The organism is Pelagibacterium sp. (assembly GCF_965249125.1).
Taxonomy (GTDB): Bacteria; Pseudomonadota; Alphaproteobacteria; order Rhizobiales; family Devosiaceae; genus Pelagibacterium.
This window is the reverse complement of sequence record NZ_OZ252217.1, coordinates 2,447,873-2,467,555: the sequence shown is the minus strand read 5'-3', so window position 1 is coordinate 2,467,555 and position 19,683 is coordinate 2,447,873. Positions and strand designations below refer to the sequence as shown.

General features: G+C 60.2%; 21 protein-coding genes and 1 tRNA gene. 10 read left to right on the top strand and 12 right to left on the bottom strand.

Going from position 1 to position 19,683, the window contains the following annotated elements; all coding sequences use genetic code 11:
• Window positions 1-15 precede the first annotated feature (15 nt).
• The 6 genes from hisD (at window position 16) to ACP148_RS12085 (ending at window position 3,739) form a co-directional block, all read left to right on the top strand.
• Window positions 16-1,308 (top strand): histidinol dehydrogenase, encoded by a 1,293-nt coding sequence (hisD, locus tag ACP148_RS12110; RefSeq protein WP_421952867.1) that lies wholly within the window; start codon window positions 16-18, stop codon window positions 1,306-1,308.
• Window positions 1,308-2,267: a UPF0262 family protein gene (locus tag ACP148_RS12105; protein ID WP_421952866.1), complete on the top strand. Its 960-nt coding sequence runs from the start codon at window positions 1,308-1,310 to the stop codon at window positions 2,265-2,267. Before hisD ends, ACP148_RS12105 begins: the two co-directional genes overlap by 1 nt.
• 131 nt (window positions 2,268-2,398) lie before the next feature.
• A complete protein-coding gene (gene infA, locus ACP148_RS12100) occupies window positions 2,399-2,617 on the top strand; it encodes a translation initiation factor IF-1 (protein WP_004435948.1) in 219 nt (72 codons plus the stop codon).
• A 20-nt stretch (window positions 2,618-2,637) separates the two neighbouring features.
• Complete coding sequence (locus tag ACP148_RS12095; protein WP_421952865.1) at window positions 2,638-3,279, top strand: Maf-like protein; 642 nt, start codon at window positions 2,638-2,640, stop codon at window positions 3,277-3,279.
• A gap of 2 nt (window positions 3,280-3,281) precedes the next feature.
• Window positions 3,282-3,491 (top strand): DNA gyrase inhibitor YacG, encoded by a 210-nt coding sequence (gene yacG / locus ACP148_RS12090; protein ID WP_421952864.1) that lies wholly within the window; start codon window positions 3,282-3,284, stop codon window positions 3,489-3,491.
• A gap of 172 nt (window positions 3,492-3,663) precedes the next feature.
• Window positions 3,664-3,739 (top strand) — tRNA-Phe (locus tag ACP148_RS12085).
• A 61-nt stretch (window positions 3,740-3,800) separates the two neighbouring features.
• Here ACP148_RS12085 and ACP148_RS12080 read toward each other — a convergent pair.
• From ACP148_RS12080 to glpK, 6 genes are all read right to left on the bottom strand, one after another.
• Window positions 3,801-4,694: an aminoglycoside phosphotransferase family protein gene (locus ACP148_RS12080; RefSeq protein ID WP_421952863.1), complete on the bottom strand. Its 894-nt coding sequence runs from the start codon at window positions 4,692-4,694 to the stop codon at window positions 3,801-3,803.
• Window positions 4,695-4,767: 73 nt separating this feature from the next.
• The gene (locus ACP148_RS12075; RefSeq protein ID WP_421952862.1) at window positions 4,768-4,992 is read right to left on the bottom strand and encodes a hypothetical protein; all 225 of its coding nucleotides are present in this window, start codon (window positions 4,990-4,992) and stop codon (window positions 4,768-4,770) included.
• Window positions 4,993-5,202: 210 nt separating this feature from the next.
• Window positions 5,203-5,385, bottom strand: a complete 183-nt coding sequence (locus tag ACP148_RS12070; RefSeq protein ID WP_421952861.1) for a DUF3008 family protein — start codon at window positions 5,383-5,385, stop codon at window positions 5,203-5,205.
• A gap of 69 nt (window positions 5,386-5,454) precedes the next feature.
• On the bottom strand, window positions 5,455-5,949 hold the full coding sequence (locus ACP148_RS12065; protein WP_421952860.1) for an MgtC/SapB family protein: 495 nt from the start codon (window positions 5,947-5,949) through the stop codon (window positions 5,455-5,457).
• A gap of 58 nt (window positions 5,950-6,007) precedes the next feature.
• Entirely contained in the window at window positions 6,008-7,801 is a 1,794-nt protein-coding gene (locus tag ACP148_RS12060) for an SLC13 family permease (RefSeq protein WP_421952859.1), read from the bottom strand.
• A gap of 98 nt (window positions 7,802-7,899) precedes the next feature.
• Window positions 7,900-9,393, bottom strand: coding sequence for a glycerol kinase GlpK (gene glpK / locus ACP148_RS12055; protein ID WP_421952858.1), 1,494 nt, complete (start codon window positions 9,391-9,393; stop codon window positions 7,900-7,902).
• 120 nt (window positions 9,394-9,513) lie between these two features.
• On the opposite strand from glpK, the gene ACP148_RS12050 reads away from it, so the two are divergent.
• Window positions 9,514-10,449, top strand: coding sequence for an AEC family transporter (locus ACP148_RS12050; RefSeq protein ID WP_421952857.1), 936 nt, complete (start codon window positions 9,514-9,516; stop codon window positions 10,447-10,449).
• Here the strand turns inward: ACP148_RS12050 and ACP148_RS12045 are convergent.
• Genes ACP148_RS12045 through ACP148_RS12035 form a run of 3 tightly spaced genes read right to left on the bottom strand, consistent with a single transcriptional unit; the run spans window position 10,429 to window position 13,620 of the window.
• Window positions 10,429-11,241, bottom strand: a complete 813-nt coding sequence (locus ACP148_RS12045) for a transglutaminase family protein (RefSeq protein ID WP_421952856.1) — start codon at window positions 11,239-11,241, stop codon at window positions 10,429-10,431. The genes ACP148_RS12050 and ACP148_RS12045 overlap by 21 nt on opposite strands.
• A 13-nt stretch (window positions 11,242-11,254) precedes the next feature.
• The gene (locus tag ACP148_RS12040; RefSeq protein ID WP_421952855.1) at window positions 11,255-12,202 is read right to left on the bottom strand and encodes an alpha-E domain-containing protein; all 948 of its coding nucleotides are present in this window, start codon (window positions 12,200-12,202) and stop codon (window positions 11,255-11,257) included.
• A complete protein-coding gene (locus ACP148_RS12035) occupies window positions 12,199-13,620 on the bottom strand; it encodes a circularly permuted type 2 ATP-grasp protein (protein ID WP_421952854.1) in 1,422 nt (473 codons plus the stop codon). Before ACP148_RS12035 ends, ACP148_RS12040 begins: the two co-directional genes overlap by 4 nt.
• A gap of 228 nt (window positions 13,621-13,848) precedes the next feature.
• On the opposite strand from ACP148_RS12035, the gene ACP148_RS12030 reads away from it, so the two are divergent.
• Window positions 13,849-14,025 (top strand): YegP family protein, encoded by a 177-nt coding sequence (locus tag ACP148_RS12030; protein ID WP_421952853.1) that lies wholly within the window; start codon window positions 13,849-13,851, stop codon window positions 14,023-14,025.
• 20 nt (window positions 14,026-14,045) lie between these two features.
• Here ACP148_RS12030 and ACP148_RS12025 read toward each other — a convergent pair whose 3' ends face one another.
• From ACP148_RS12025 to ACP148_RS12015, 3 genes are read right to left on the bottom strand one after another with little or no spacing between them, the layout of a single operon-like run.
• Window positions 14,046-14,396 (bottom strand): cupin domain-containing protein, encoded by a 351-nt coding sequence (locus tag ACP148_RS12025; RefSeq protein WP_421952852.1) that lies wholly within the window; start codon window positions 14,394-14,396, stop codon window positions 14,046-14,048.
• 10 nt (window positions 14,397-14,406) lie between these two features.
• Window positions 14,407-15,534: an ABC transporter ATP-binding protein gene (locus tag ACP148_RS12020; protein WP_421952851.1), complete on the bottom strand. Its 1,128-nt coding sequence runs from the start codon at window positions 15,532-15,534 to the stop codon at window positions 14,407-14,409.
• Complete coding sequence (locus ACP148_RS12015; protein ID WP_421952850.1) at window positions 15,528-16,574, bottom strand: substrate-binding domain-containing protein; 1,047 nt, start codon at window positions 16,572-16,574, stop codon at window positions 15,528-15,530. Before ACP148_RS12015 ends, ACP148_RS12020 begins: the two co-directional genes overlap by 7 nt.
• Window positions 16,575-16,784: 210 nt before the next feature.
• Here ACP148_RS12015 and ACP148_RS12010 point away from each other — a divergent pair, with 210 nt between their 5' ends.
• Together ACP148_RS12010 and malE are read left to right on the top strand one after the other, a co-directional pair.
• The gene (locus ACP148_RS12010) at window positions 16,785-18,437 is read left to right on the top strand and encodes an alpha-amylase family glycosyl hydrolase (RefSeq protein ID WP_421952849.1); all 1,653 of its coding nucleotides are present in this window, start codon (window positions 16,785-16,787) and stop codon (window positions 18,435-18,437) included.
• A gap of 70 nt (window positions 18,438-18,507) precedes the next feature.
• Complete coding sequence (malE, locus tag ACP148_RS12005; protein ID WP_421952848.1) at window positions 18,508-19,677, top strand: maltose/maltodextrin ABC transporter substrate-binding protein MalE; 1,170 nt, start codon at window positions 18,508-18,510, stop codon at window positions 19,675-19,677.
• The last annotated feature ends 6 nt before the right edge of the window (window positions 19,678-19,683 follow it).

The following is a 19,683-nucleotide window of genomic DNA, read 5'->3' as shown; positions in this document are numbered from 1 at the left end:
CGCGATCAGCCAATCATGACTGCACTTCTTTCAAGCGCTGAACCGGGCTTTGCCCAGGCCTTCGAGACGCTTCTGGGTTCCAAACGCGAAGTTTCGGTCGAAGTGGGCGAGACAGTCGCGGCGATCATAGCCGACGTGCGCGCCCGTGGAGATGAAGCGCTGATCGAACTCACCAGAAAGTTCGACGGGCTCGAACTCACCCCGCAAACCATGCGGTTCTCCGCGGATGATATCGATGCGGCCTGGCAGGCGGTTTCCCCGCAAATCCGCGATGCGCTGACGCTGGCGCATCGGCGCATCACCGCCCATCACGAAAAGCAAAAGCCTGCCGACCAGATCTATACCGATGAGATCGGCGTCACGCTGGGCAGCCGCTGGACGGCAGTCGAGGCCGCCGGGCTCTATGTGCCGGGCGGGCTGGCGTCATATCCGTCCTCGGTGCTCATGAATGCCATTCCCGCCAAGGTGGCAGGGGTCGAAAGACTTGCAATGGTGGTCCCCACGCCAAACGATGTTGTCAATCCTGCCATTCTCGCGGCGGCCAGGATCGCCGGCGTCACGGAAATCTATCGCGTCGGCGGTGCGCAGGCGATTGCGGCGCTGGCCTTTGGCACCGCGACCATTGCGCCCGTCGCCAAGATCACCGGCCCGGGCAATGCCTATGTCGCCGCCGCCAAGCGCCAGGTGTTCGGCACGGTCGGCATCGATATGATCGCCGGTCCCTCCGAAGTGCTCATCATCGCCGATGGTTCGGCCAATCCGGCGTGGGTTGCCGCCGATCTTCTCGCGCAGGCCGAGCACGGGGCAGGGGCGCAATCTATCCTCATCACCACAGATCCGGCCTTGGCGCGCGCCGTTCAGGCCGAAGTCGAACGGCAACTGACCACCCTTGGAGCGCCTGACAATGCGCGTCAGGGCTGGGAAGAATTCGGTGCGATCATCACGGTCGACAGACTTGAACGAGCGATGTCGCTGGCCAACCGCATCGCTTCAGAACATGTCGAACTTGCCCTCGATGACCCGGAACCCTGGATCGACCGGATCCGCAACGCCGGCGCGATCTTTGTCGGCCATCACACGCCGGAATCGATCGGCGATTATGTGGGCGGCTCCAATCACGTTCTCCCGACGGCCCGCTCGGCCCGGTTTGCGTCCGGGCTTGGCGTTCTCGATTTTATGAAGCGCACGTCGATACTTGGCTGCACGCCCGGGGCTTTGGCCGAACTGGCCGAGGCAACGGTAACCCTGGCCGAAACAGAAGGGCTTGAGGCCCATGGAAAGTCGGTGTCGATAAGGCTCAATCGCTGATGGAAAAGCGGCCCTTCGATCCCCAGACCGACAGGATCGTCACGGTTACGCTCGACCCCACAACGATCACTTCGGTCGATCCCGACGAAGTTCACGAATGGCGCGTCGCCATCTATGATCTTGTCGATTCCAACCGCTTTTATCCCGCGCGTGTCACGGCCAGGGGGCCCTATGCGCTGCACCTGTCGATCATCCACAACCACATAGTGCTCGACGTCCGCCATCCCGAAACGTTCAACCCGATTGCCGCGCATTACCTTTCGCTCACCCCGTTCCGAAGTCTGATCAGGGACTATTTTCGCATCCGCGAAAGCTATTATGAAGCGATCCGCTCGGCCTCCACCTTCCAGATTGAGGCAGTCGATATGGGCCGGCGCGGCCTGCACAATCAGGCGGCCGAGCTCTTGATCGAGCGGTTGGACAACAAGCTGGTGATGGATCTGGAAACCGCCCGGCGGCTCTTCACCCTGATTTGTGCTGTCCAGCCCTATGCGGCGCGGGTGACCGAGCAGGAAAGCCAGCTGCCGACGATCCTGTTCGTTTGTTCGATGAATTCGGTGCGCTCACCCATTGCCGCCGCGCTGGCCCGCAAGCATTTTCCGGGGCGCCTCATTGCCCGCTCGGCTGGTGTGCGTTCGGGAAAAGTCGATCATTTTGTCCATCAGGTCATGGAGGAGGTTGGTATCGACATGTCGGTGCACACCCCGCACACCATGGACGAACTGGTGGCGTCCAATTTCGACATCATCGTCACTCTGGCCGACGACGCTCAAAAGGCGGTAGCCGATCGCGGACTTGAAGCAGCGGTCATGGAGCACTGGTCGACCACCGATCCGTCCGAGATGGAAGCCAGCCGTGAATTGATCCTTGGGGCTTATCGCGAGTTGCGCGACACAATGGATATCAAGCTTCGCGGTGCGCTTGAGCCTATGCTGGCCAGGGCCGGAAAAAGCGCCTGAATCAGGGACTTTCAATTATTTGCGTTTGCGTTTAGTTTGCGCGCCAAATCGCGCCCCGCAGTTGAGTGCGGGCCTTAGGAAGGCCTCGGTCCGCATTCGCGATCAGTCATGGGGCAATATCAGGAGAAAGAATGGCAAAGGAAGAAGTGCTCGAATTCCCGGGCGTTGTCACCGAATTGCTTCCCAACGCGACGTTTCGCGTTAAGCTCGAGAACGAACACGAGATTATAGCCCACACAGCCGGGCGCATGCGCAAGAACCGCATTCGCGTTCTGGCCGGCGACAAGGTGCTCGTGGAAATGACGCCTTATGATCTGACCAAGGGCCGCATCACCTACCGCTTCAAGTAAACCTGCCTCGTGAGCCGATAGTGTCCAGCAGACGCCCCGAATTCATTCTCGCTTCGGCCTCGCCGCGTCGGCTCGCGCTCCTCAATCAGATCGGCATCGAGCCCGACCACCTGATCCCCGCGCATGTGGACGAAACCCCTGAGAGAGGCGAGCTCCCGCGCCGCCTTGCCCAGCGCCTCGCCCATGCCAAGGCGGTCGAGGTGCGCAACAAGGCGCGCCAGGCCGGGCTGGCGTCCGAATCGGTGGTCCTTGCCGCCGACACGGTGGTGGCGGTCGGGCGTCGCATTCTGCCCAAGGCGGAAACCATGGATGAGGCGGCAAGCTGCTTGCGGCTCCTGTCGGGCCGCGCGCATCGGGTCTTTACCGGCGTTTGCGTCATTTCGGCATCCGGCCAGGCCCGCGAACGGCTGGTCGATACTCGCATCCGCTTCAAGCGTCTTTCCAACAAGGAAATCGAGGCCTATCTGGCCAGCGGCGAGTGGAACGGCAAGGCAGGGGGCTATGCCATTCAGGGCATTGCCGGCGCCTTTGCGGTCAAGCTGAGCGGGTCCTATTCAGCCGTCGTAGGGCTGCCGCTGTTTGAAACCGTCGGCCTTCTGACTGCCGAGGGCTATCCCGTCCAGTTCAACTGGCTCAACGCGACGGCACTTCCAGGGGTCTAGCCATGCCCTCAAATGTAACGCGCCTGCGCACGCCAAAACCATGCCCGATCTGCGGCAAGCCATCGGTGCAGCAGTTCCATCCATTCTGTTCGGCCCGCTGCGCCGACGTCGATCTCAACCGTTGGCTCACGGGCAATTATGTGATCCCGGGCACCACCTCTTCCGCCGATGAGGACGACACAGACCAGGTCCAAAAAACGAACCAGGACTGATTCTCTCGCTGGGCGATCAGCGCCCCTGCGATCGCGGTTTCCACTGTCCGGAAAGAGGTTTGGGAAAAAGTACGGTCGACGCACAAAATTCGCGTCGGAGTGCTGGACAGTCCGGACCTGACTGCCTATAACCCGGCCACCAACACGGGACCCGCAAGAGCCCCGACCGGATGCCCAGGTAGCTCAGTTGGTAGAGCAGCGGATTGAAAATCCGCGTGTCGGCGGTTCAATTCCGTCCCTGGGCACCACTTCTCCCAATCTCGGTCGAAATGTTTGGTCCGCTACCGGAAAGCCGACGGGCGTTGCGGTTCACGCCAGATCATATACCGCCAGCAGGTTCGGCAGTACGGCAAGGTGCCAGTTGATTGACTCGCCGGCCGCCAGCGCCTGGCAGGCCGAATTGGCCGCATGGATTGCTGCAAATGCAAGGATACGTTTTCGCTTGTGGCCGAGCTTGGTGGCAAAGGCATCGGCCATGGCGTTGATCCGAACAGGATCTGCCGCCAGCTCAACCTTGCCCCAGGGATGCAGAAAGCTGGCCGCCAGATCATAGGCGGGGTCACCCCAGAGCCCGATGGGCGAGCGGGCGATCCAGCCTCGTTCGGCAAGCACGATCCGGTCGTGGTGAACGGCGCCATGCAGCGGAATTTCAGCTGCGGGTTTGTCGAGCGTCGCATAGGCTATGCCCACGGAGCGTGCGTAGAGATCGCGCGCGGTATCGGGCCATATCCGTACGTCGGCTGCAAAGAAATCGCTGAGATACTCACGCAGCGGCACCAGATTGTCCGGTTCATCGGGGCGGCTGACATGCAGCATCCCCACGAGATTGGCAATTGCGGCGGTTGCCTGGGCGTCCTTGCCGTCCAATGCCGGCTCGGACAGCATCCTGCCTTCCGCCCATTCTGTCAGGATGGCGTTCTCGGCGCTGCCGAAATGGCGTATGGCGCCGTCGCCACGATACCATTCGAGCAGATTGCCGGCCCTTTCGGGGTCTTCGGCGCCGGGCTTGTAGATACGCAGTGCCGCGTGGCTGTTGTCGCCACGCTGGACCTTGTAGGTCCAGGCCTCCTGGGTTTCTGCCACCTGGGTAAGTTTGGAAAGGCTCCAACGGATGGCAGCCTTGTTGAGGACGGTGTCGTGCGGTGCGGTGCCGATCGGAACCCCCTGTCGAAAGCGTTTGGGCGCGCGCCGGGAAAGAATCACTCTTGGTTCGGTACACACGCTTTCTAGCAAATTTCGGGCGAGCCGTCTGGTTCCCGCCAATGATGCGCAATCGCTACCGTTTGTCGAGCCAGGGCATCAGCCGCACGCGGGGGGAGGCTTCGGAGAATTTTGGCGCAATTTTCGAGGTGTCGTCGGAAAGTTCTGCATCGAGTTCGTCGAGCCTGGCTACGGCTATGCCAAGCAGATGATCCATTCCTGCATCGTACCAGACTTCATTGGCAAGCATGGCTCTCGCCTGTTCTATGCGGTCTTTTGCCAGTAAGTATGCTGTCGGCATTGGGCTCTCCATGGCTGTTTGCACACCTACGGGTAGGAAGTGCATATGAGTCGAACCAGCGCATACCCCCGATTTCACACAACACTACGCCCGCATGGTAAAACCGGCTTGAAGCATATTCCTTGGATTTGAAGTGCATTTTAGCGATGCAGATCTGCAAAGCCCCGTCCCTGGTGACGGCCTCTGGGGCGGGGCGGCTTGAGCGGCGTCTTAGCTCTTCTTGTTGGGCAACTTCTTGCGGTTGGTCGAGGCAATGTCCTCGAGCTCCTTTTCAGTCATGGAGTCGACCATATCGCGGGACGCACCTTTAAGGTCCTTTTTCGGTATTTCACCGCGTTTTGCGGAGAGCGCTGCGCCCGCCGCCTTTTGCTGAGCTTTGGATTTGGCTGGCATTTTCATCCTCCTTGAACAGAAGGTGGAAATGGCTGCCCCCGAGCATGGTTCCGAGCATCCCTCACCCGACTACGTCTGGTCCTTGTCTTCAAGGAAGCGCTTTTCGAGCTGGCGGAGCGCAATGGTGATGATGAGCACCAGAACTGTCGCCATGGCAGCCACCGAGAAGAAGCCTGCGCCCGCCGAAACGCCTATCGCCCCGGCCATCCACAGCCCGGCGCCCGTGGTCAGCCCCTTGATGTCAGTGCCCGAACGGATAATGGCCCCGGCCGCCAGAAAAGCGACGCCCGCCGTCACCGCTTCGATGACGCGGATCGGGTCGAGCCGGGCGATGGTGTCCGCGTTCAGATCGACCATCTCATGATAGATTTCAAACGTCATGATGGTGAACGCGGCCGCTGCCGTGGAAACGAGCATGTGGGTGCGCAGGCCGGCCGGGTGCCTCTTTATTTCGCGTTCAAGCCCGATCAGCGCACCGAGGACGGCTGCTACAAGCAACCGCCCGGCGAGCACCGCAAATGACTCATGTGTGGGATTGCCCCCCAGAGCGAGAAAATCTTCCATGTATCGGTCCCCGGCAATTCCCGATGGAAACGCTCCGGGAGCCGGGGGGTTCCGAACCTCAGAAGGGCCAGACGATGGGAATCATGATCATGGCGACAACGAAAACCACGACGTTCATCACCGCCCCGATACGCACGAAGTCGAAGAATTTGTATCCGCCCGCGCTATAGACAAGGGTATTGGTCTGATAGCCTATCGGGGTGAGAAAGCTGGCGCTCGCAGCAAACATGACAGCCACCACGAAGGGGCGCGGATCGACCCCCAAACTCACAGCCAGGCCGATCGCCACGGGCGTCACGATTACCGCGACTGCATTGTTGGTTACGATTTCGGTGAGTATCGAGGAAAGGATATAGACTACCCCCAGCGCAAACAAAGGGGAAAGAGCCACAAGATATGGCGCTATGAAACCCACTATGGATTCGACCAGTCCGACATTTTCCATTCCCACGCCGACGCCGAGCATGGCGATGATGAGACCGAGAATCCTCCAGTCGACGGCCTGCACGGCCTCGTCGGGCTCCACGCAGCGAGCGGCAAGCACGGTGGCCGCGCCGATGACGGCAAGCCCGGCAATCGGCATCAGCCCCAATGCCGCGCCCACAACGACCGCGATCAGGACGCCGATGGCTATGGGCGCCCTGGCCCGGCGGAAGCCGCGCTCGGCAGGCGCCGATACGTTGACCAGATCATAGTCTTCGACCATGCGCTGCAAATCCTCGGGAGCGCCCTCGATCAAAAGCGTATCGCCAACTTCGATGGGGGCCGTTTCAAACCGCTCCGCCAGATTGGCGCCGCGGCGGTGCAGGGCCAAAGGATAAACGCCATAGCGCCGGCGCAGGCGCAGATGCTTGAGCGTCTTGCCCAAAATCCCCGAACTTGGGCCCATCAACACTTCAACGATCGAGGAAGAGCGGCTGCCGAGCGACTGCATATGCTCGGATTCGGGCACGTTCAGGTCGCCTTCTTCCTTCATCGACAGCAATTCGGCCACCGAGGTACGCAGCACCACGACATCACCTGGCTGCAGGACCACGTCCTGAATGTGCCGGCGCAGCGAAAAACTTGCTCGCAGAACGTCGATAAGCTGGCGATCGGAGCGGTTGAAGGCCGCGACTTCGCGGGCCTTTTTTCCCACATGGGGGGAGTTGTCCTCGATCACGGCCTCAAGCACGAATTTCTTGCTCGTTTCCGAAAGCGAAATCGAGGAGACAGTGGTTCGATCGGGCAGCAGGCCACGCGCCAGCAGCATCGTCGCGATACCCGCTACGGCAACGGCGATGCCCACCGGCGCCATCTCGAAGATGTGGAACGGCTCCATGCCGCTTCTCTGGGCCACGCTGTCGACCAATATGTTGGTCGATGTCCCGATAAGCGTGCAGGTTCCACCCAGGATGGCCGAAAACGAAACCGGGATCAGCAGCTTGGAGGCGGGCGTATCCATCTGCCGGGCCATGGCCACGGCAACCGGGATCATCATCATCACCAGCGGCGTGTTGTTCATGAACGCTGACATCACCGCGATGGCCAGTAAAAACGAGAGCAGGCTGCGGTAAGGATGTTTTTTCGCGCCAGCAGTGGCCCAGGTCGCGAAACTCTCCAGCGCTCCGGTGCGCACCAGCGCCGCAGAGATCACGAACATGCCCGCTATTGTGGCGGGCGCGCTGTTGGAAAGCACACCGAGCAGATCGTCTACCGAGACGATATTGAGAAGAATGAGAACGGAAACCGCGATGGCTGCACTCACCTCCGGCGAGCGCCACTCCCGGGCAAACGCTATAAAGAGACCGACAATGACGACGCCGACGATCAGCGCGCCATAGGGCTCAATCAGGCTAGCGAACAAATGCACCCTCCGCTCGGTCCACGGCGCACTCTATTCGAAGCTGGCCTCCCTTGGAAAGCAGTTGGATCAATTCGGTCTTCTTTTTTCAGGCGAAAGGACCGCGATCATCGCCCGGACAAAGTGCGGCTCACCGCATCGCGCCAACCAGCCAGCTTTTCATTGCGCAAGGCGTCACCCATTTCGGGCACGAACTGACATTGGAGCGCCCAGCTCCTTGAAAATTCCTCCTGATCCGGCCACACCCCGATCGCCTGTCCAGCAAGCCAGGCAGCGCCCAGAACAGTCGTTTCGAGCATATGGGGGCGGTCTACCGGCGCGTTTAGAATGTCGGCGAGAAACTGCATCGTGTAGTCGGACTCTACCATGCCGCCATCGACCCGCAGCACGGTTGCGGCCCCATGTGCATTCCAGTCTTTATGCATTGCATCGAGCAGGTCGGCCGTCTGATAGCAGACAGCTTCCAGCGCCGCCCTGGCGAACTCCTCGGGCCCGGTATTGCGGGTCAGCCCGAACATGGCCCCGCGCGCTTCGGCATCCCAATAGGGTGCGCCCAAACCGACAAAGGCGGGCACCAGATAGACATTCTGTCTTGCGTCGGCATCAATGGCCAGTCGCCCCGAATCCGATGCCTTGCCGATAATCTTGAGCCCGTCGCGCAGCCATTGCACGGCCGCCCCGGCTACAAAGATAGAGCCCTCCAGCGCGTAGGTGGTCTTGCCGCCCAGGCGATACGCGATCGTCGACAACAGCCGGTTGTGTGACCGCACAAGTGTATCGCCCGTATTGAGCACGGCAAAACATCCAGTCCCATAGGTCGATTTGATCATGCCCGGTGCAAAGCAGGCCTGTCCGATCACGGCGGCATGCTGGTCCCCGGCCACGCCCCGAATGGGTATCGATTCGCCCAGAACGGACGCATCGGTTTGCCCGAAATCGCCGTCGCAATCGCGCACCTCGGGAAGCATCGAAGCGGGCACACCGAAAAGAGCGAGCAATTCGTCGTCCCAGGTATTGTTTTCGATGTCGAATAAAAGCGTACGACTGGCATTGGTCGCATCGGTCGCGTGCACCGCGCCGCCCGTCAGGCGCCAGATCAGATAAGTATCTACGGTGCCGAACGCCAATTCCCCTGCTTCGGCCCTCTGTCGCGCCCCCTCGATGGTGTCGAGCAGCCATTTGACCTTGGTGCCTGAAAAATACGGGTCGAGCAGCAAGCCGGTTTTTCGGGTAACCAGAGCTTCTTGGCCCGCCGATTTGAGCTGGTTGCAGATATCGGTGGTCCGGCGGTCCTGCCAGACGATGGCTCTGTGAATCGGCTTGCCCGATTTGCGGTCCCACACCAGCGTGGTTTCCCGCTGGTTGGTAATCCCGATGGCCGCAACGTCACCCGCAGAAAGCCCAGCGCGCTTCAGTGCTGTCCTGATGGAAAAAACCACCGATTCCCAGATGTCTTCGGGGTCATGCTCAACCCAACCGCTTTGGGGAAAATGCTGCGCGAACTCCTTTTGTCCGTGGCCGACGACTTTCATTGCCCTGTCGAAGACCAGCGCCCGACTTGACGTCGTGCCCTGGTCGATGGCCAGAATATGGCTCGCCATAGCGTCTCCTCCCATCACCGCTTGCCGCGACCGTGCCCCAAACCGGCAAGGGCGTAAAGATTGACGCGCCCGGCCATTCCATGTCTTTTAGTTTTGTCCAGCCTTGCCAAAGCCTTCTGCATGCTTTCCGTTCTCAACGTCATTGCCCCGGTCTTCATCCTGATCGGGCTCGGATACCTCGCCGTCAGGGTCAAATTCTATCCGCGCGCCGGGGTTGGCGGGTTGATCGCCTACGTCAACAACTTCGCTACGCCTTGCCTGTTGTTCCGGGCAATGATCGACGTTGATTTTTCCTCGGCATTCAATCTTTCGATCATCGGACCCTTCTATGCGGGAGCGATATCGGTTCTCGCGCTGGGCGCCATCGGCGCAGCCAGAATATTCAGGCGCAGGCCCGGCGAAGCGGTTGCCGTGGGCTTTTCGGCCATGTTCACCAATACGGTTCTGGTGGGCATCCCGATCATGCAGCGTGCCTATGGCGATGAGGCGATGCCGATCGTCTATTCCATCATCGGGCTGCATGCGCCCTTTCTGATGACCATCGGCATGTTCGTCATGGAACTGGCGCGGCGCGACGGCGGCAAGGTTTCCACGGCGCTGTTTCAGGGCCTCAGGAAATCGTTGGCCAATCCCATCCTGATCGGCATCGCGCTCGGCCTCCTGGCCAATCTGTTCGGGCTCGAGTTGTCCGGGGTCGCCGACGAAGTCACGCTCTTGCTGGCCGGAACGGTGATGCCGGTTGCCCTGTTCGGTCTCGGCGGCGCTCTCAACGAATACAAGCTCGGGGAGACCTGGGCCCAGGCGCTGATGACCAGCGCCATGCAACTGGTGGTTCACCCGGCGATCGCCTGGGTCATCATGGTGCCCGTTCTTGGCGTGGATCCGCACATCGCTCGTTATGGCGTCCTGCTCGCCGCCATGCCTGCCGGCATCAACGTCTATATCTTCGCGACCTATTACAACCGCGCCATGGATGTTGCTGCCAACACCATCCTGCTCTCGACGGTGCTTTCGGTTTTCACCATCACCGGTTGGCTACTGCTCCTGGGCGCCTGATTGCTGCTGTTGCTGCTGGTTCATCATGACCTGGGAAACGCGGATCGTATCCTCGGCCTGCCGCTCCAATTCCGGTGCCAGCCTCACCGGCGCAGTCGTTTCCGCATCCAGCCCGCACGCAATCCTTACATAGGCGGGGGTCGGGCACAGATTGACCGAAGGATCGAACCCGATCCAGCCCAGCCCGTCATCCCAGGCCTCTGCCCAGGCATGCAGCCGCGCCGGCCCATCGCCCTCGGCCAGCACATAGCCGGTCACGAATCGCGCCGGAATGTTCATGCCCCGCGCGGCGGCAACGAACACATGCGCGTGGTCTTCAGCAACGATCTCGGGCGTATCCTCGTCGTCCTCTGGCGCGGTCTCGCGCGCCTCGTGCAATCGGCCCATAAGCCAGTGCAGCAGTTCGACGCGGCCCATGCCCGCCTTGGTATGCGCCTTTAGCCGATTGACCAGATTGCCATTTGGTCGTGTCTGGGGCGTGAAACGCTTGAAAAGCGATAGATTGGGTCCTCCGGCCATCCGTCCGATCACGCCATTGGTGTCGATGGTTTCCGCTACCCCGGAAACCGAAATGAAGAGGTCTTTTTCAGGACGATGCTGGCTGACCAGATGAGCTGTGTTGCCAAAGGCATCGGTAAACCTTGCAGCGGGCTCGATGCCGTCCATTTTGATGGACCACTCGACGATCGATTGCGAGGCGGTCTCAATCGGTGTCAAAAGCAGATGTTGAACGGCATGCGCGAGGCCCTCGCTGGCCGCAAAGCGGAATTCGTGGCGTATCGATATGCGCATGGTCCCGCTTCCTTCAGTAGAAATTATAGCTTTCCGAAATCGCGTTGGTGAGCTGGTTGTTGGCCGCCATGAAGCCGGTGAGATACTCGTGCAACCCCTGGTCGAAAACCTTGCTCATGTCTCCGGCGGTCAAAAACTGTGCCATCTTGATCGCTTCATCGTGGCAGCCCGACGGCTCGCCGTAGATCTGCTCCAGCATGCCCAGCATGGCCGTCACTGAGGTGCAACAGAAGGCGAGGGACCGGGGCATTTCCTTCCGGAAGATCAGGAAATCGGCGATATTCCAGGCCTTGTAGCGGTCATGGTAGATGTGGCGATAGGCCCTGTGTGCCGATGCCGCGCGCAGGATCATCGTCCATTGCTGGATATCGACATCGCCGCCCACCATCGAGGAGCGCGGCAACAGCACGTAGTATTTGACGTCCAGAATCCGCGCGGTGTTGTCAGCGCGCTCGATAAAACCGCCCGCCTGCGCAAAAACAAAGCCATCGGTGCGCATCAGGGTGCCCAGCAGGGCGCCCCGAAACTGGTTCGAGCTCTGCTTGACCGATTGAAGGAAACTGGGGAGCTTGTTTCCCAGGACATAGCGCGGCTGGACTTGCGAAAATTCCAGCCAGGTGCCGTTCAGACTCTCCCACATGTCCGTGGTGATTTCGGTGCGCACCGATTTGGCGTTGGTTCGCGCATTGAACAGGCACGATTTCACCGACGAGGGATTGTCGGTGTCGAACAGCATGAAGTGAGCCACGCTCGCAATGTCGACAGTATCGTGCTTTTCCTTGAAGGCCTCTTCGGCCTCTGCCGCCTGGAGCATGGAAAGCAGATATTCGCTCGAACCGTCTTCGCTCCGTTCGGTGAGGCTCATGCGGTAGCCGACTTCGAGCAGCCGGGCCATGTTCTCGGCCCGCTCGACATAGCGCGACATCCAGAACAGATTTGCAGCGGAACGTCCAAGCATCATTCTTCGAGCACCCAGGTGTCCTTGGTGCCACCCCCTTGCGAGGAATTGACCACCAGAGACCCTTGCTTGAGGGCAACTCGCGTCAGCCCACCGGGCGTAATCCTGATCTGGTCACCCACCAGGACGTAGGGCCGCAGATCGACGTGGCGCGGCGCGATGCCCTTGTTCACGAAAGTCGGGCAGGTGGAAAGCGCCAGGGTTGGCTGGACGATGTAATTGTCCGGCCGGGTCCTGATCTTTTCGGAGAATTCAGCCCGCTGCTTTTTTGTCGATGCCGGACCGACCAGCATGCCGTATCCGCCCGAGCCGTGCACTTCCTTGACCACCAGATGTTCGAGGTTTTCGAGCACATAGGCCCGCTCATCATCATTGGTGCAATTGTAGGTGGGCACATTCTTGAGGATCGGTTTTTCGCCCAGATAGAATTCGACGATCTGGGGGACATAGGTATAGACCGCCTTGTCATCGGCGATTCCGGTGCCCGGCGCGTTGATCAGCGTCACATTGCCGGCGCGGTAGGCATCGAACAGCCCGGGAACACCAAGCATGGAATCGGCCCTGAATGTGAGGGGGTCGATGTAGTCGTCATCGATCCGGCGGTAGATCACGTCCACGCGCTGCGGCCCTAGCGTGGTCCGCATGTACACCTTGCCCCCATCGACAAACAGATCCTGCCCTTCACAAAGTGTCGCCCCCATCTGATCGGCAAGGAACGAGTGTTCGAAATAGGCTGAATTGTAGATGCCCGGTGTCAGGACGACCAGATTGGGATTGCCCGAACAATTGTCCGGGGCAACGCTTTCCATCGTTCGCCGAAGGTTCTCGGGGTAATTTTCGACCGGCGCGACCTTGAGCTTGTGGAAGAGGTCGGGGACCAGATGCATCATCGCTTCGCGGTCTTCGAGCATGTAGGACACACCCGAAGGCGTGCGCAGATTGTCTTCGAGCACATAAAAATCGTCGGGCCCGGTGCGCACGATATCTACCCCGATGATATGGGAATAAATCCCCCTGGGTGGATTGAGACCCATCATCTGCGGGCAGAAGGCTTCATTCTGTATGATGAGCTTCTCGGGAACGCGCCCGGCGCGGATGATGTCCTGGCCGTGATAGAGGTCCCACAAAAACATGTTGAGCGCTTTGACGCGCTGCTCGATCCCTTTTTCCAGCCGGCGCCATTCCTGTGCGGCGATCACTCGGGGGATGACGTCGAACGGGATCAGCCGTTCGGTCGATTCGTTTGAACCGTAGACGGCGAAAGTAATGCCCAAACGGCGGAAAATCGTTTCTGCATCTTGTGAGAGTTGCTTGAGTGCTTGCTTGGGCTGTCCGTCCAGCCAGTCACCCAATATGCGGTAGGGTTCGCGGATCGATCCATCCGCATTGAGCATTTCGTCAAAATACTTCGTTTCGCTCATACGCCTTCTTTGTGCGATGACAGTTTGCGGCCTTCCCGACGCATATCCCATTGGTGCATATTTATTTTGCGTCGTCCAGCGCTCCTGTGTGAACCGGTAACAATGGCGTCGAGGAAGCAGAAGTTGGCTGGCTTGCCTACGCAATTGTTTTGGGCAATTGTAGACCCGTAGGCAAAATGAGCGGCGAAGTCTTCGATATCTCGCCGCAGGGCATCGAGGGAGCAGAAGATGTACAAGTTCGAAGTTTACAAGGACAAGGCTGGGGAATTCCGGTTCCGCTTCCGCGCCTCCAATGGGGAAGTCATGTTTGCGTCCGAGGGCTACAAGGCCAAGGCCTCAGCCCAGAGCGCCATCGAATCCATCCGCAAGAATGTCCCTGATGCCGGGCTCGACGATCTGACCTGACCGTTTTTGAACCGGCGCGATCACGCGTCGGCGGGATCCAGAAACGTCTGGGTGATGCGCGGTCCGTCATGGATGCACATCATCTTGAGCACCCCATCGCCGATATTGTCGAACCCGTGGGGTGTTTCGGGCTCGACAATCATGATGTCGCCCGGACCGGCCTCGACGGTTTGCTCACCCGCGCGAAAACGCACCGTTCCCTCCTGGACCATCCAGGTCTCGGTATAGGGGTGAACGTGCAGTCCCACCCGTTTGCCAGGGTCCGATACCACAGCGAAAAAAGAGACGGCGGCGCCGTAGGGTCCGCCTTCGAACTTGATGGTCTTGGGGGCGTCCTTGGGCCGGTCGGCCGCGCGCAGAATGTGGGGCATGATGCTGTCCTCAGGCGATTCGTCTGGTTGTTTGCGGGTCGAAATAGCAAATATGGGACGTATCGACGCTCAGGGGAACCTCATCGCCGACGGCAACACGCGCCTTGCCGGAAAGCCGGGCCATCAACCTTTTTCCCGCCAGCGCAAAGGTCGTGAAATTGTCCGATCCTGCGTGTTCGGTCATTTCCGCTCGTAGCGTCAGGTCGAGCGAACCGCCCTTTGCCACGGAGAAATCTTCGGGCCGGATACCCACGATGACCGGTTTGTCGCTATAGGCAGCCAAAGCGACAGGGGGATTGGTCGCGCTGATCGCGTGCTCGTCGGCTCCCTCCCCAAACCGGATCGATACACCCTGGTCCCGTGGGCTCACTCTGGCTGCAACGAGATTCATGGGCGGCGATCCCATGAAATCCGCGACGAACAGATTGGCCGGCGTGTCATAGATTTCCGCCGGGGTTGCAAACTGCTGGATTACACCATCCTTGAGCACCACGATCTTTGTGCCCAGCGTCATCGCCTCGATCTGATCGTGGGTGACATAGACGATCGATGCGTCGAGCCGCTGGTGCAGCGCTTTGATCTCGGCGCGCATCTCGACACGCAGTTTGGCGTCGAGATTGGAAAGCGGCTCATCGAACAGGAACAGCTTGGGTTCCCGCACCAGCGCCCGGCCCATGGCCACGCGCTGGCGCTGGCCGCCCGAGAGGTGGGCTGGTCTGCGATTGAGCAAATGTTCGATCTGCAGCAGCTTGGCGACATCGGCGATCTTGCGATCCTGCTCGGACCTTTCCACCTTGCGGATTTTCATCCCGAACGCGATGTTTTCCGCCACCGTCATCGTTGGATAAAGCGCGTAGGACTGGAACACCATGGCGATATCCCGATCGCGTGGTGGAATATTGGTGACGTCCCGTCCATCGATCGAGATTGTGCCGCTGCTTGTTTCCTCGAGGCCGGCGATGCAATTGAGCAAGGTCGATTTCCCGCACCCTGACGGGCCCACCAGAACAAGAAAATCGCCGGCGTCGATGGACAGCGAAATCGATTTGAGCACCTCGACCGCGCCATAGCTTTTCTCGAGCGCTTCGATCGACAGGATTGGCGCTGGCTCTACGCTGTTGGGCGCTGGGTTCACCATGATCGTCCTCCATCTTGCGGCGCCGCTCCGGTGGAATTGCGCACGATCAGATCGACATTGGCCGTCTTCTGCAGACTTTTGGGAGCGGCGCCGCCGATCCGCTTGTGAATCATTTCGGCCAGCGCAAGCCCGGCCTCCCGGATCGGCACGCGCGTAACCGTCAGCGGCGTGGAAAAATGTTCCGACCGCAGATGCGGCAGCACGTCGTCATGGGCGATAATCGAGATATCCTTCCCGATCTCCAGTCCCGCTTCTCCCGCCGCGCGCATGACCCCGATCGCCATCAGGGTCGACGAGCACAGGAACGCGGTGGGTGCCAACCCATGCAGCCCGGAAAGCCATTTGGCCGCCTGATTGTAGCCCGCATCCTCGCTCATGTCCGAATGGGAAACGAACCGTGCTGGCACATGAATGCCCCGCGCGGCGAGCGTCGTTCGAAACGCCGCTTCGCGCTGCACCGCAAAGGCAAGGCCAGCCGAACCGTTGAGCAACGCGATCCGTCGGTGCCCCAGCGCGATGAGCAGTTCGGTGGCGCGCGAAAACGCGCCATGATTGTCGATGTCGTAAAACCCGTAGGTAACGTTCTCGCCCACCTGGCCATGGACGACGAAGGGAAAATCGCGCTCGGTCAGCATCGCTATGCGCCGGTCGTCCACTTCGGGAGCCGAAACCACAAGCCCGTCGACCGCGCCTGACGCGATCAGCCGCTGATAGGACGCGAGTTGTGCCCCCGGTGGCGCATGGCGCAGGATCAGGTCGAGCTCGCGCTCGGCCAGTCCCATGGACAGGCCCGCCAGATACTCGACGAAATGGGGGTCAACCAGCAGGTTGCGCGCCGCGCGGAAAATGATGCCGACCATCCCCGACTTGCCAGTGGCCAGCCGGCGGGCGCTGGTGTTTGGGCGATAGTTGAGCGCCTTGGCTGCCTCCACCACGCGGATGCGGGTCTTTTCCCCGACCTCGGGAAACCCGTTCAGCGCCCGGCTCACAGTGGCTGGCGACAGTCCCAGATGGGTCGCCAATTCCCGCAATGTCGTCAACCGGGCACCCTCCCGAGCGTTTGTTGTGGCGACCCTCGAATGGCGCGCTCGTCAAATTTAAAACGGTTTAAAAATATCTTGTCAATCTGTCGATCGATATCGCGCATGCTTGGGCAATCAACAAAACTTCCTCATATTTACCGGTTGACAGAAAAACTAAACCGGTTTGAATTACCGGCAATCGGGCCGGTTCACGCGAGGAGATTTGCAATGTCGGAATGGTGGCGCGGCGGGGTGATCTACCAGATTTACCCTCGCTCCTTTCAGGACAGCAATGGCGACGGGATCGGCGATTTGCGGGGCATTCTCGACAGGCTCGAACATGTCGCTTCACTTGGTGTCGACGCGATCTGGCTCTCCCCGATCTTCACCTCGCCCATGGCCGACATGGGATATGACGTCTCCGACTATACCGATATCGATCCCCTTTTCGGTACGCTCGACGATTTCGATGCGCTGATCGAAAAGGCCCATGAACTCGGCCTCAAGGTCGTGATCGACCAGGTCCTCAGCCACACCTCCGACAAGCATCCATGGTTCATCGAATCCAAATCCTCGCGCACCAACCCTCGAGCCGACTGGTACGTGTGGGCCGATCCCAATGAGGACGGAACACCGCCCAACAACTGGCCCTCGGTATTCGGTGGTCCGGCCTGGGAATGGAACGGTACGCGCCGGCAGTATTATCTGCACAATTTTCTCATCGCCCAGCCCGACCTCAATTTCCACAACCCCCAAGTTCAGGATGCGGTGCTGGCAACCATGCGCTTCTGGCTCGAGCGCGGCGTGGATGGCTTTCGCTTCGACACAGTGAACTATTATTTCCACGACAGGAAACTGCGGTCCAACCCGCCGGCCCCGCAGGAAAAGGAAACCCCGCTCGAAGCCGATCCCTACGGCATGCAGTTCCATAAGTTTTCCAAGAACCGGCCGGAAAATATCAAGTTTCTCAAACGCGTGCGTGCCCTGCTCGATGAATTTCCCGGCACGACCACGGTCGGGGAGGTCGGTGAAGCCCATCGCGCCATCGAGATCATGGCCGCCTATACGGCCGGCGACGATCTTTTGCACATGTGCTACTCGTTCGACATGCTCGGCCCCAACTTCACGCCGCGCCATTTCCGCTCGCGGGTCGAAAAATTCTTCGCGGGCGCTCCGGACGGCTGGCCATGCTGGAGCTTTTCCAACCACGATGTAAACCGGCACATCTCCCGCTGGGAGGCCCATGCGGTCACCGCCAATTCCCTGGGGCGCCAGTCGGCCGCCCTCTTGCTCACGCTGAAGGGTTCGGTCTGCATCTATCAGGGCGAAGAACTGGGACTGCCCGATGCCGAACTTGAATATTCCGAACTGACAGACCCGCCCGGCCTGCGCTTCTGGCCGGACAACAAGGGCCGTGACGGCTGCCGCACGCCAATGCCGTGGACCGACGAGCCCAATGCCGGGTTCTCGGAGGTCAAGCCCTGGCTGCCGGTCAAAGGCCCTCATCTCAAGCGCAGCGTTGCAGCGCTCGAAGCCGATCCGGCTTCGCTGCTGCAGTATTATCGCACCATCCTGAAATACCGGAAGGACAACCCCGCGCTGATCGACGGCGAGATCGTCTTCCATGATGTCAGGGAACCGATCCTCGGTTTTTCTCGCCAGAGCGGTCAGGACGCGCTCGTATGCGTTTTCAACCTTTCGGCAAAGCCACGCGCCCTCTCGATCAAGGGCCTGCCCCATCTGGCGACGCTGGCCGGCGTTTCGACCGGCGCGACGCTACGGGGCAAGGCCCTCCAGCTGGAGGGTAATGGCTTTGCCATTATTGAATGCGGCGCCGGTTTCGATCCGGCCGCTATCTCGCTGACCCTGTCCAAAGGGTGAGCTTCGCGTAACGTCCGGCAGGCCGCCGAGGAACGGCGCCGGACATCGTCGTGTCAGGGAGGACACCACAATGCATAAAACGGCTTTTAGCCTGGCGGGCGCACTCGTCGTGCTTGCCGCTTCCACATCGATCACACTTGCGTTTGAAGATGGCGCCATCGTCATCTGGCAGGATGATCGCGCCCCCGATCTCATCACCCAGATCGGCGAACAGTTCGAAGCCGATCTCGGCATTCGCGTTGTCGTGGAAAATGTCGACCCGCTTACCGACCGCTTCCAGCAGGCCGCCGCAACCGGCGATGGCCCCGACATCGTGATGTGGGCCCATGACCGGCTCGGCGAGTGGGCGGCCGGGGGGCTGATCGCCCCGGTGACCCCGAGTTCTGCAACCGTTGACGCCAATCTCGAAAGTGCATGGGACGCCGTCACCTTCGACAATCGCGTCTGGGGTTATCCCGTTGCCGTCGAAGCCATCGGCCTTGTCTATAATCGCGGCCTTGTCGATACCCCGCCGGAAAACTTCGAGGACATCGCAGAGATGGATCTTCCCGAAGGTGTCACCCCCATTATGTGGGCGTATAACGACACCTATTTCACTTTCCCCATGCTGGCCGCCAATGGTGGCTATGCCTTCGAGATGGTCGATGGCAGCTACGATGGTTCCCAGACAGGTGTGAACACCGATGGCGCTATCCAGGGCGGGCAGGTGCTGGCCGAATTGATCGAATCCGGCACCGTGCCGCGCGGCGTCGATTATGGCGTTATGGAAGGCGCCTTCGCCAATGGTGAAGTCGCCATGATCATCAACGGCCCTTGGTCATGGTCGGGCTATGAGGAGGCCGGCATTGACATCGGGGTCGCTTCGCTGCCCGCCGTTGCAGGGTCTCCGAGCCGTCCGTTCCTGGGCGTTCAGGCTCTGGCGCTGAATGCTGCCTCGCCCAATCAGGATCTGGCGGTCGAGTTCATCGAGAACTACCTGCTGACCGACGAAAACATCCAGCTCTGGAACTCGACCGGCGCGCTGGGTGTGCCCACCGACATTTCCGTCGGTGCCGCCGAGGATGACGACAAGATCGTCCAGACTCTCGCCAATGCCGAAGTGGGCGTCCCGATGCCCTCAAACCCCGAGATGGGAGCCTTTTGGTCGGCCATGGAGCCCGCACTCGGCAATATCACCTCGGGTGCGACCTCGGTCGAACAGGCCCTCAACGACGCGGCTGCCCGCATTCTGGGCGAGTAGGCAAAT

Bases quoted from the DNA above. Each gene is read 5' to 3' on its own strand.
- ACP148_RS12070 (WP_421952861.1), bottom strand. From the start codon at position 5,385: ATGCCAGCCAAATCCAAAGCTCAGCAAAAGGCGGCGGGCGCAGCGCTC.
- malE (WP_421952848.1), top strand. From the start codon at position 18,508: ATGCATAAAACGGCTTTTAGCCTGGCGGGCGCACTCGTCGTGCTTGCC.
- ACP148_RS12050 (WP_421952857.1), top strand. From the start codon at position 9,514: ATGCTTTCCGTTCTCAACGTCATTGCCCCGGTCTTCATCCTGATCGGG.
- ACP148_RS12075 (WP_421952862.1), bottom strand. From the start codon at position 4,992: ATGCCGACAGCATACTTACTGGCAAAAGACCGCATAGAACAGGCGAGA.
- ACP148_RS12010 (WP_421952849.1), top strand. From the start codon at position 16,785: ATGTCGGAATGGTGGCGCGGCGGGGTGATCTACCAGATTTACCCTCGC.
- glpK (WP_421952858.1), bottom strand. From the start codon at position 9,393: ATGGCGAGCCATATTCTGGCCATCGACCAGGGCACGACGTCAAGTCGG.
- yacG (WP_421952864.1), top strand. From the start codon at position 3,282: ATGCCCTCAAATGTAACGCGCCTGCGCACGCCAAAACCATGCCCGATC.
- ACP148_RS12030 (WP_421952853.1), top strand. From the start codon at position 13,849: ATGTACAAGTTCGAAGTTTACAAGGACAAGGCTGGGGAATTCCGGTTC.
- ACP148_RS12040 (WP_421952855.1), bottom strand. From the start codon at position 12,202: ATGATGCTTGGACGTTCCGCTGCAAATCTGTTCTGGATGTCGCGCTAT.
- ACP148_RS12025 (WP_421952852.1), bottom strand. From the start codon at position 14,396: ATGCCCCACATTCTGCGCGCGGCCGACCGGCCCAAGGACGCCCCCAAG.
- infA (WP_004435948.1), top strand. From the start codon at position 2,399: ATGGCAAAGGAAGAAGTGCTCGAATTCCCGGGCGTTGTCACCGAATTG.
- ACP148_RS12065 (WP_421952860.1), bottom strand. From the start codon at position 5,949: ATGGAAGATTTTCTCGCTCTGGGGGGCAATCCCACACATGAGTCATTT.
- ACP148_RS12020 (WP_421952851.1), bottom strand. From the start codon at position 15,534: ATGGTGAACCCAGCGCCCAACAGCGTAGAGCCAGCGCCAATCCTGTCG.
- hisD (WP_421952867.1), top strand. From the start codon at position 16: ATGACTGCACTTCTTTCAAGCGCTGAACCGGGCTTTGCCCAGGCCTTC.
- ACP148_RS12105 (WP_421952866.1), top strand. From the start codon at position 1,308: ATGGAAAAGCGGCCCTTCGATCCCCAGACCGACAGGATCGTCACGGTT.
- ACP148_RS12045 (WP_421952856.1), bottom strand. From the start codon at position 11,241: ATGCGCATATCGATACGCCACGAATTCCGCTTTGCGGCCAGCGAGGGC.
- ACP148_RS12035 (WP_421952854.1), bottom strand. From the start codon at position 13,620: ATGAGCGAAACGAAGTATTTTGACGAAATGCTCAATGCGGATGGATCG.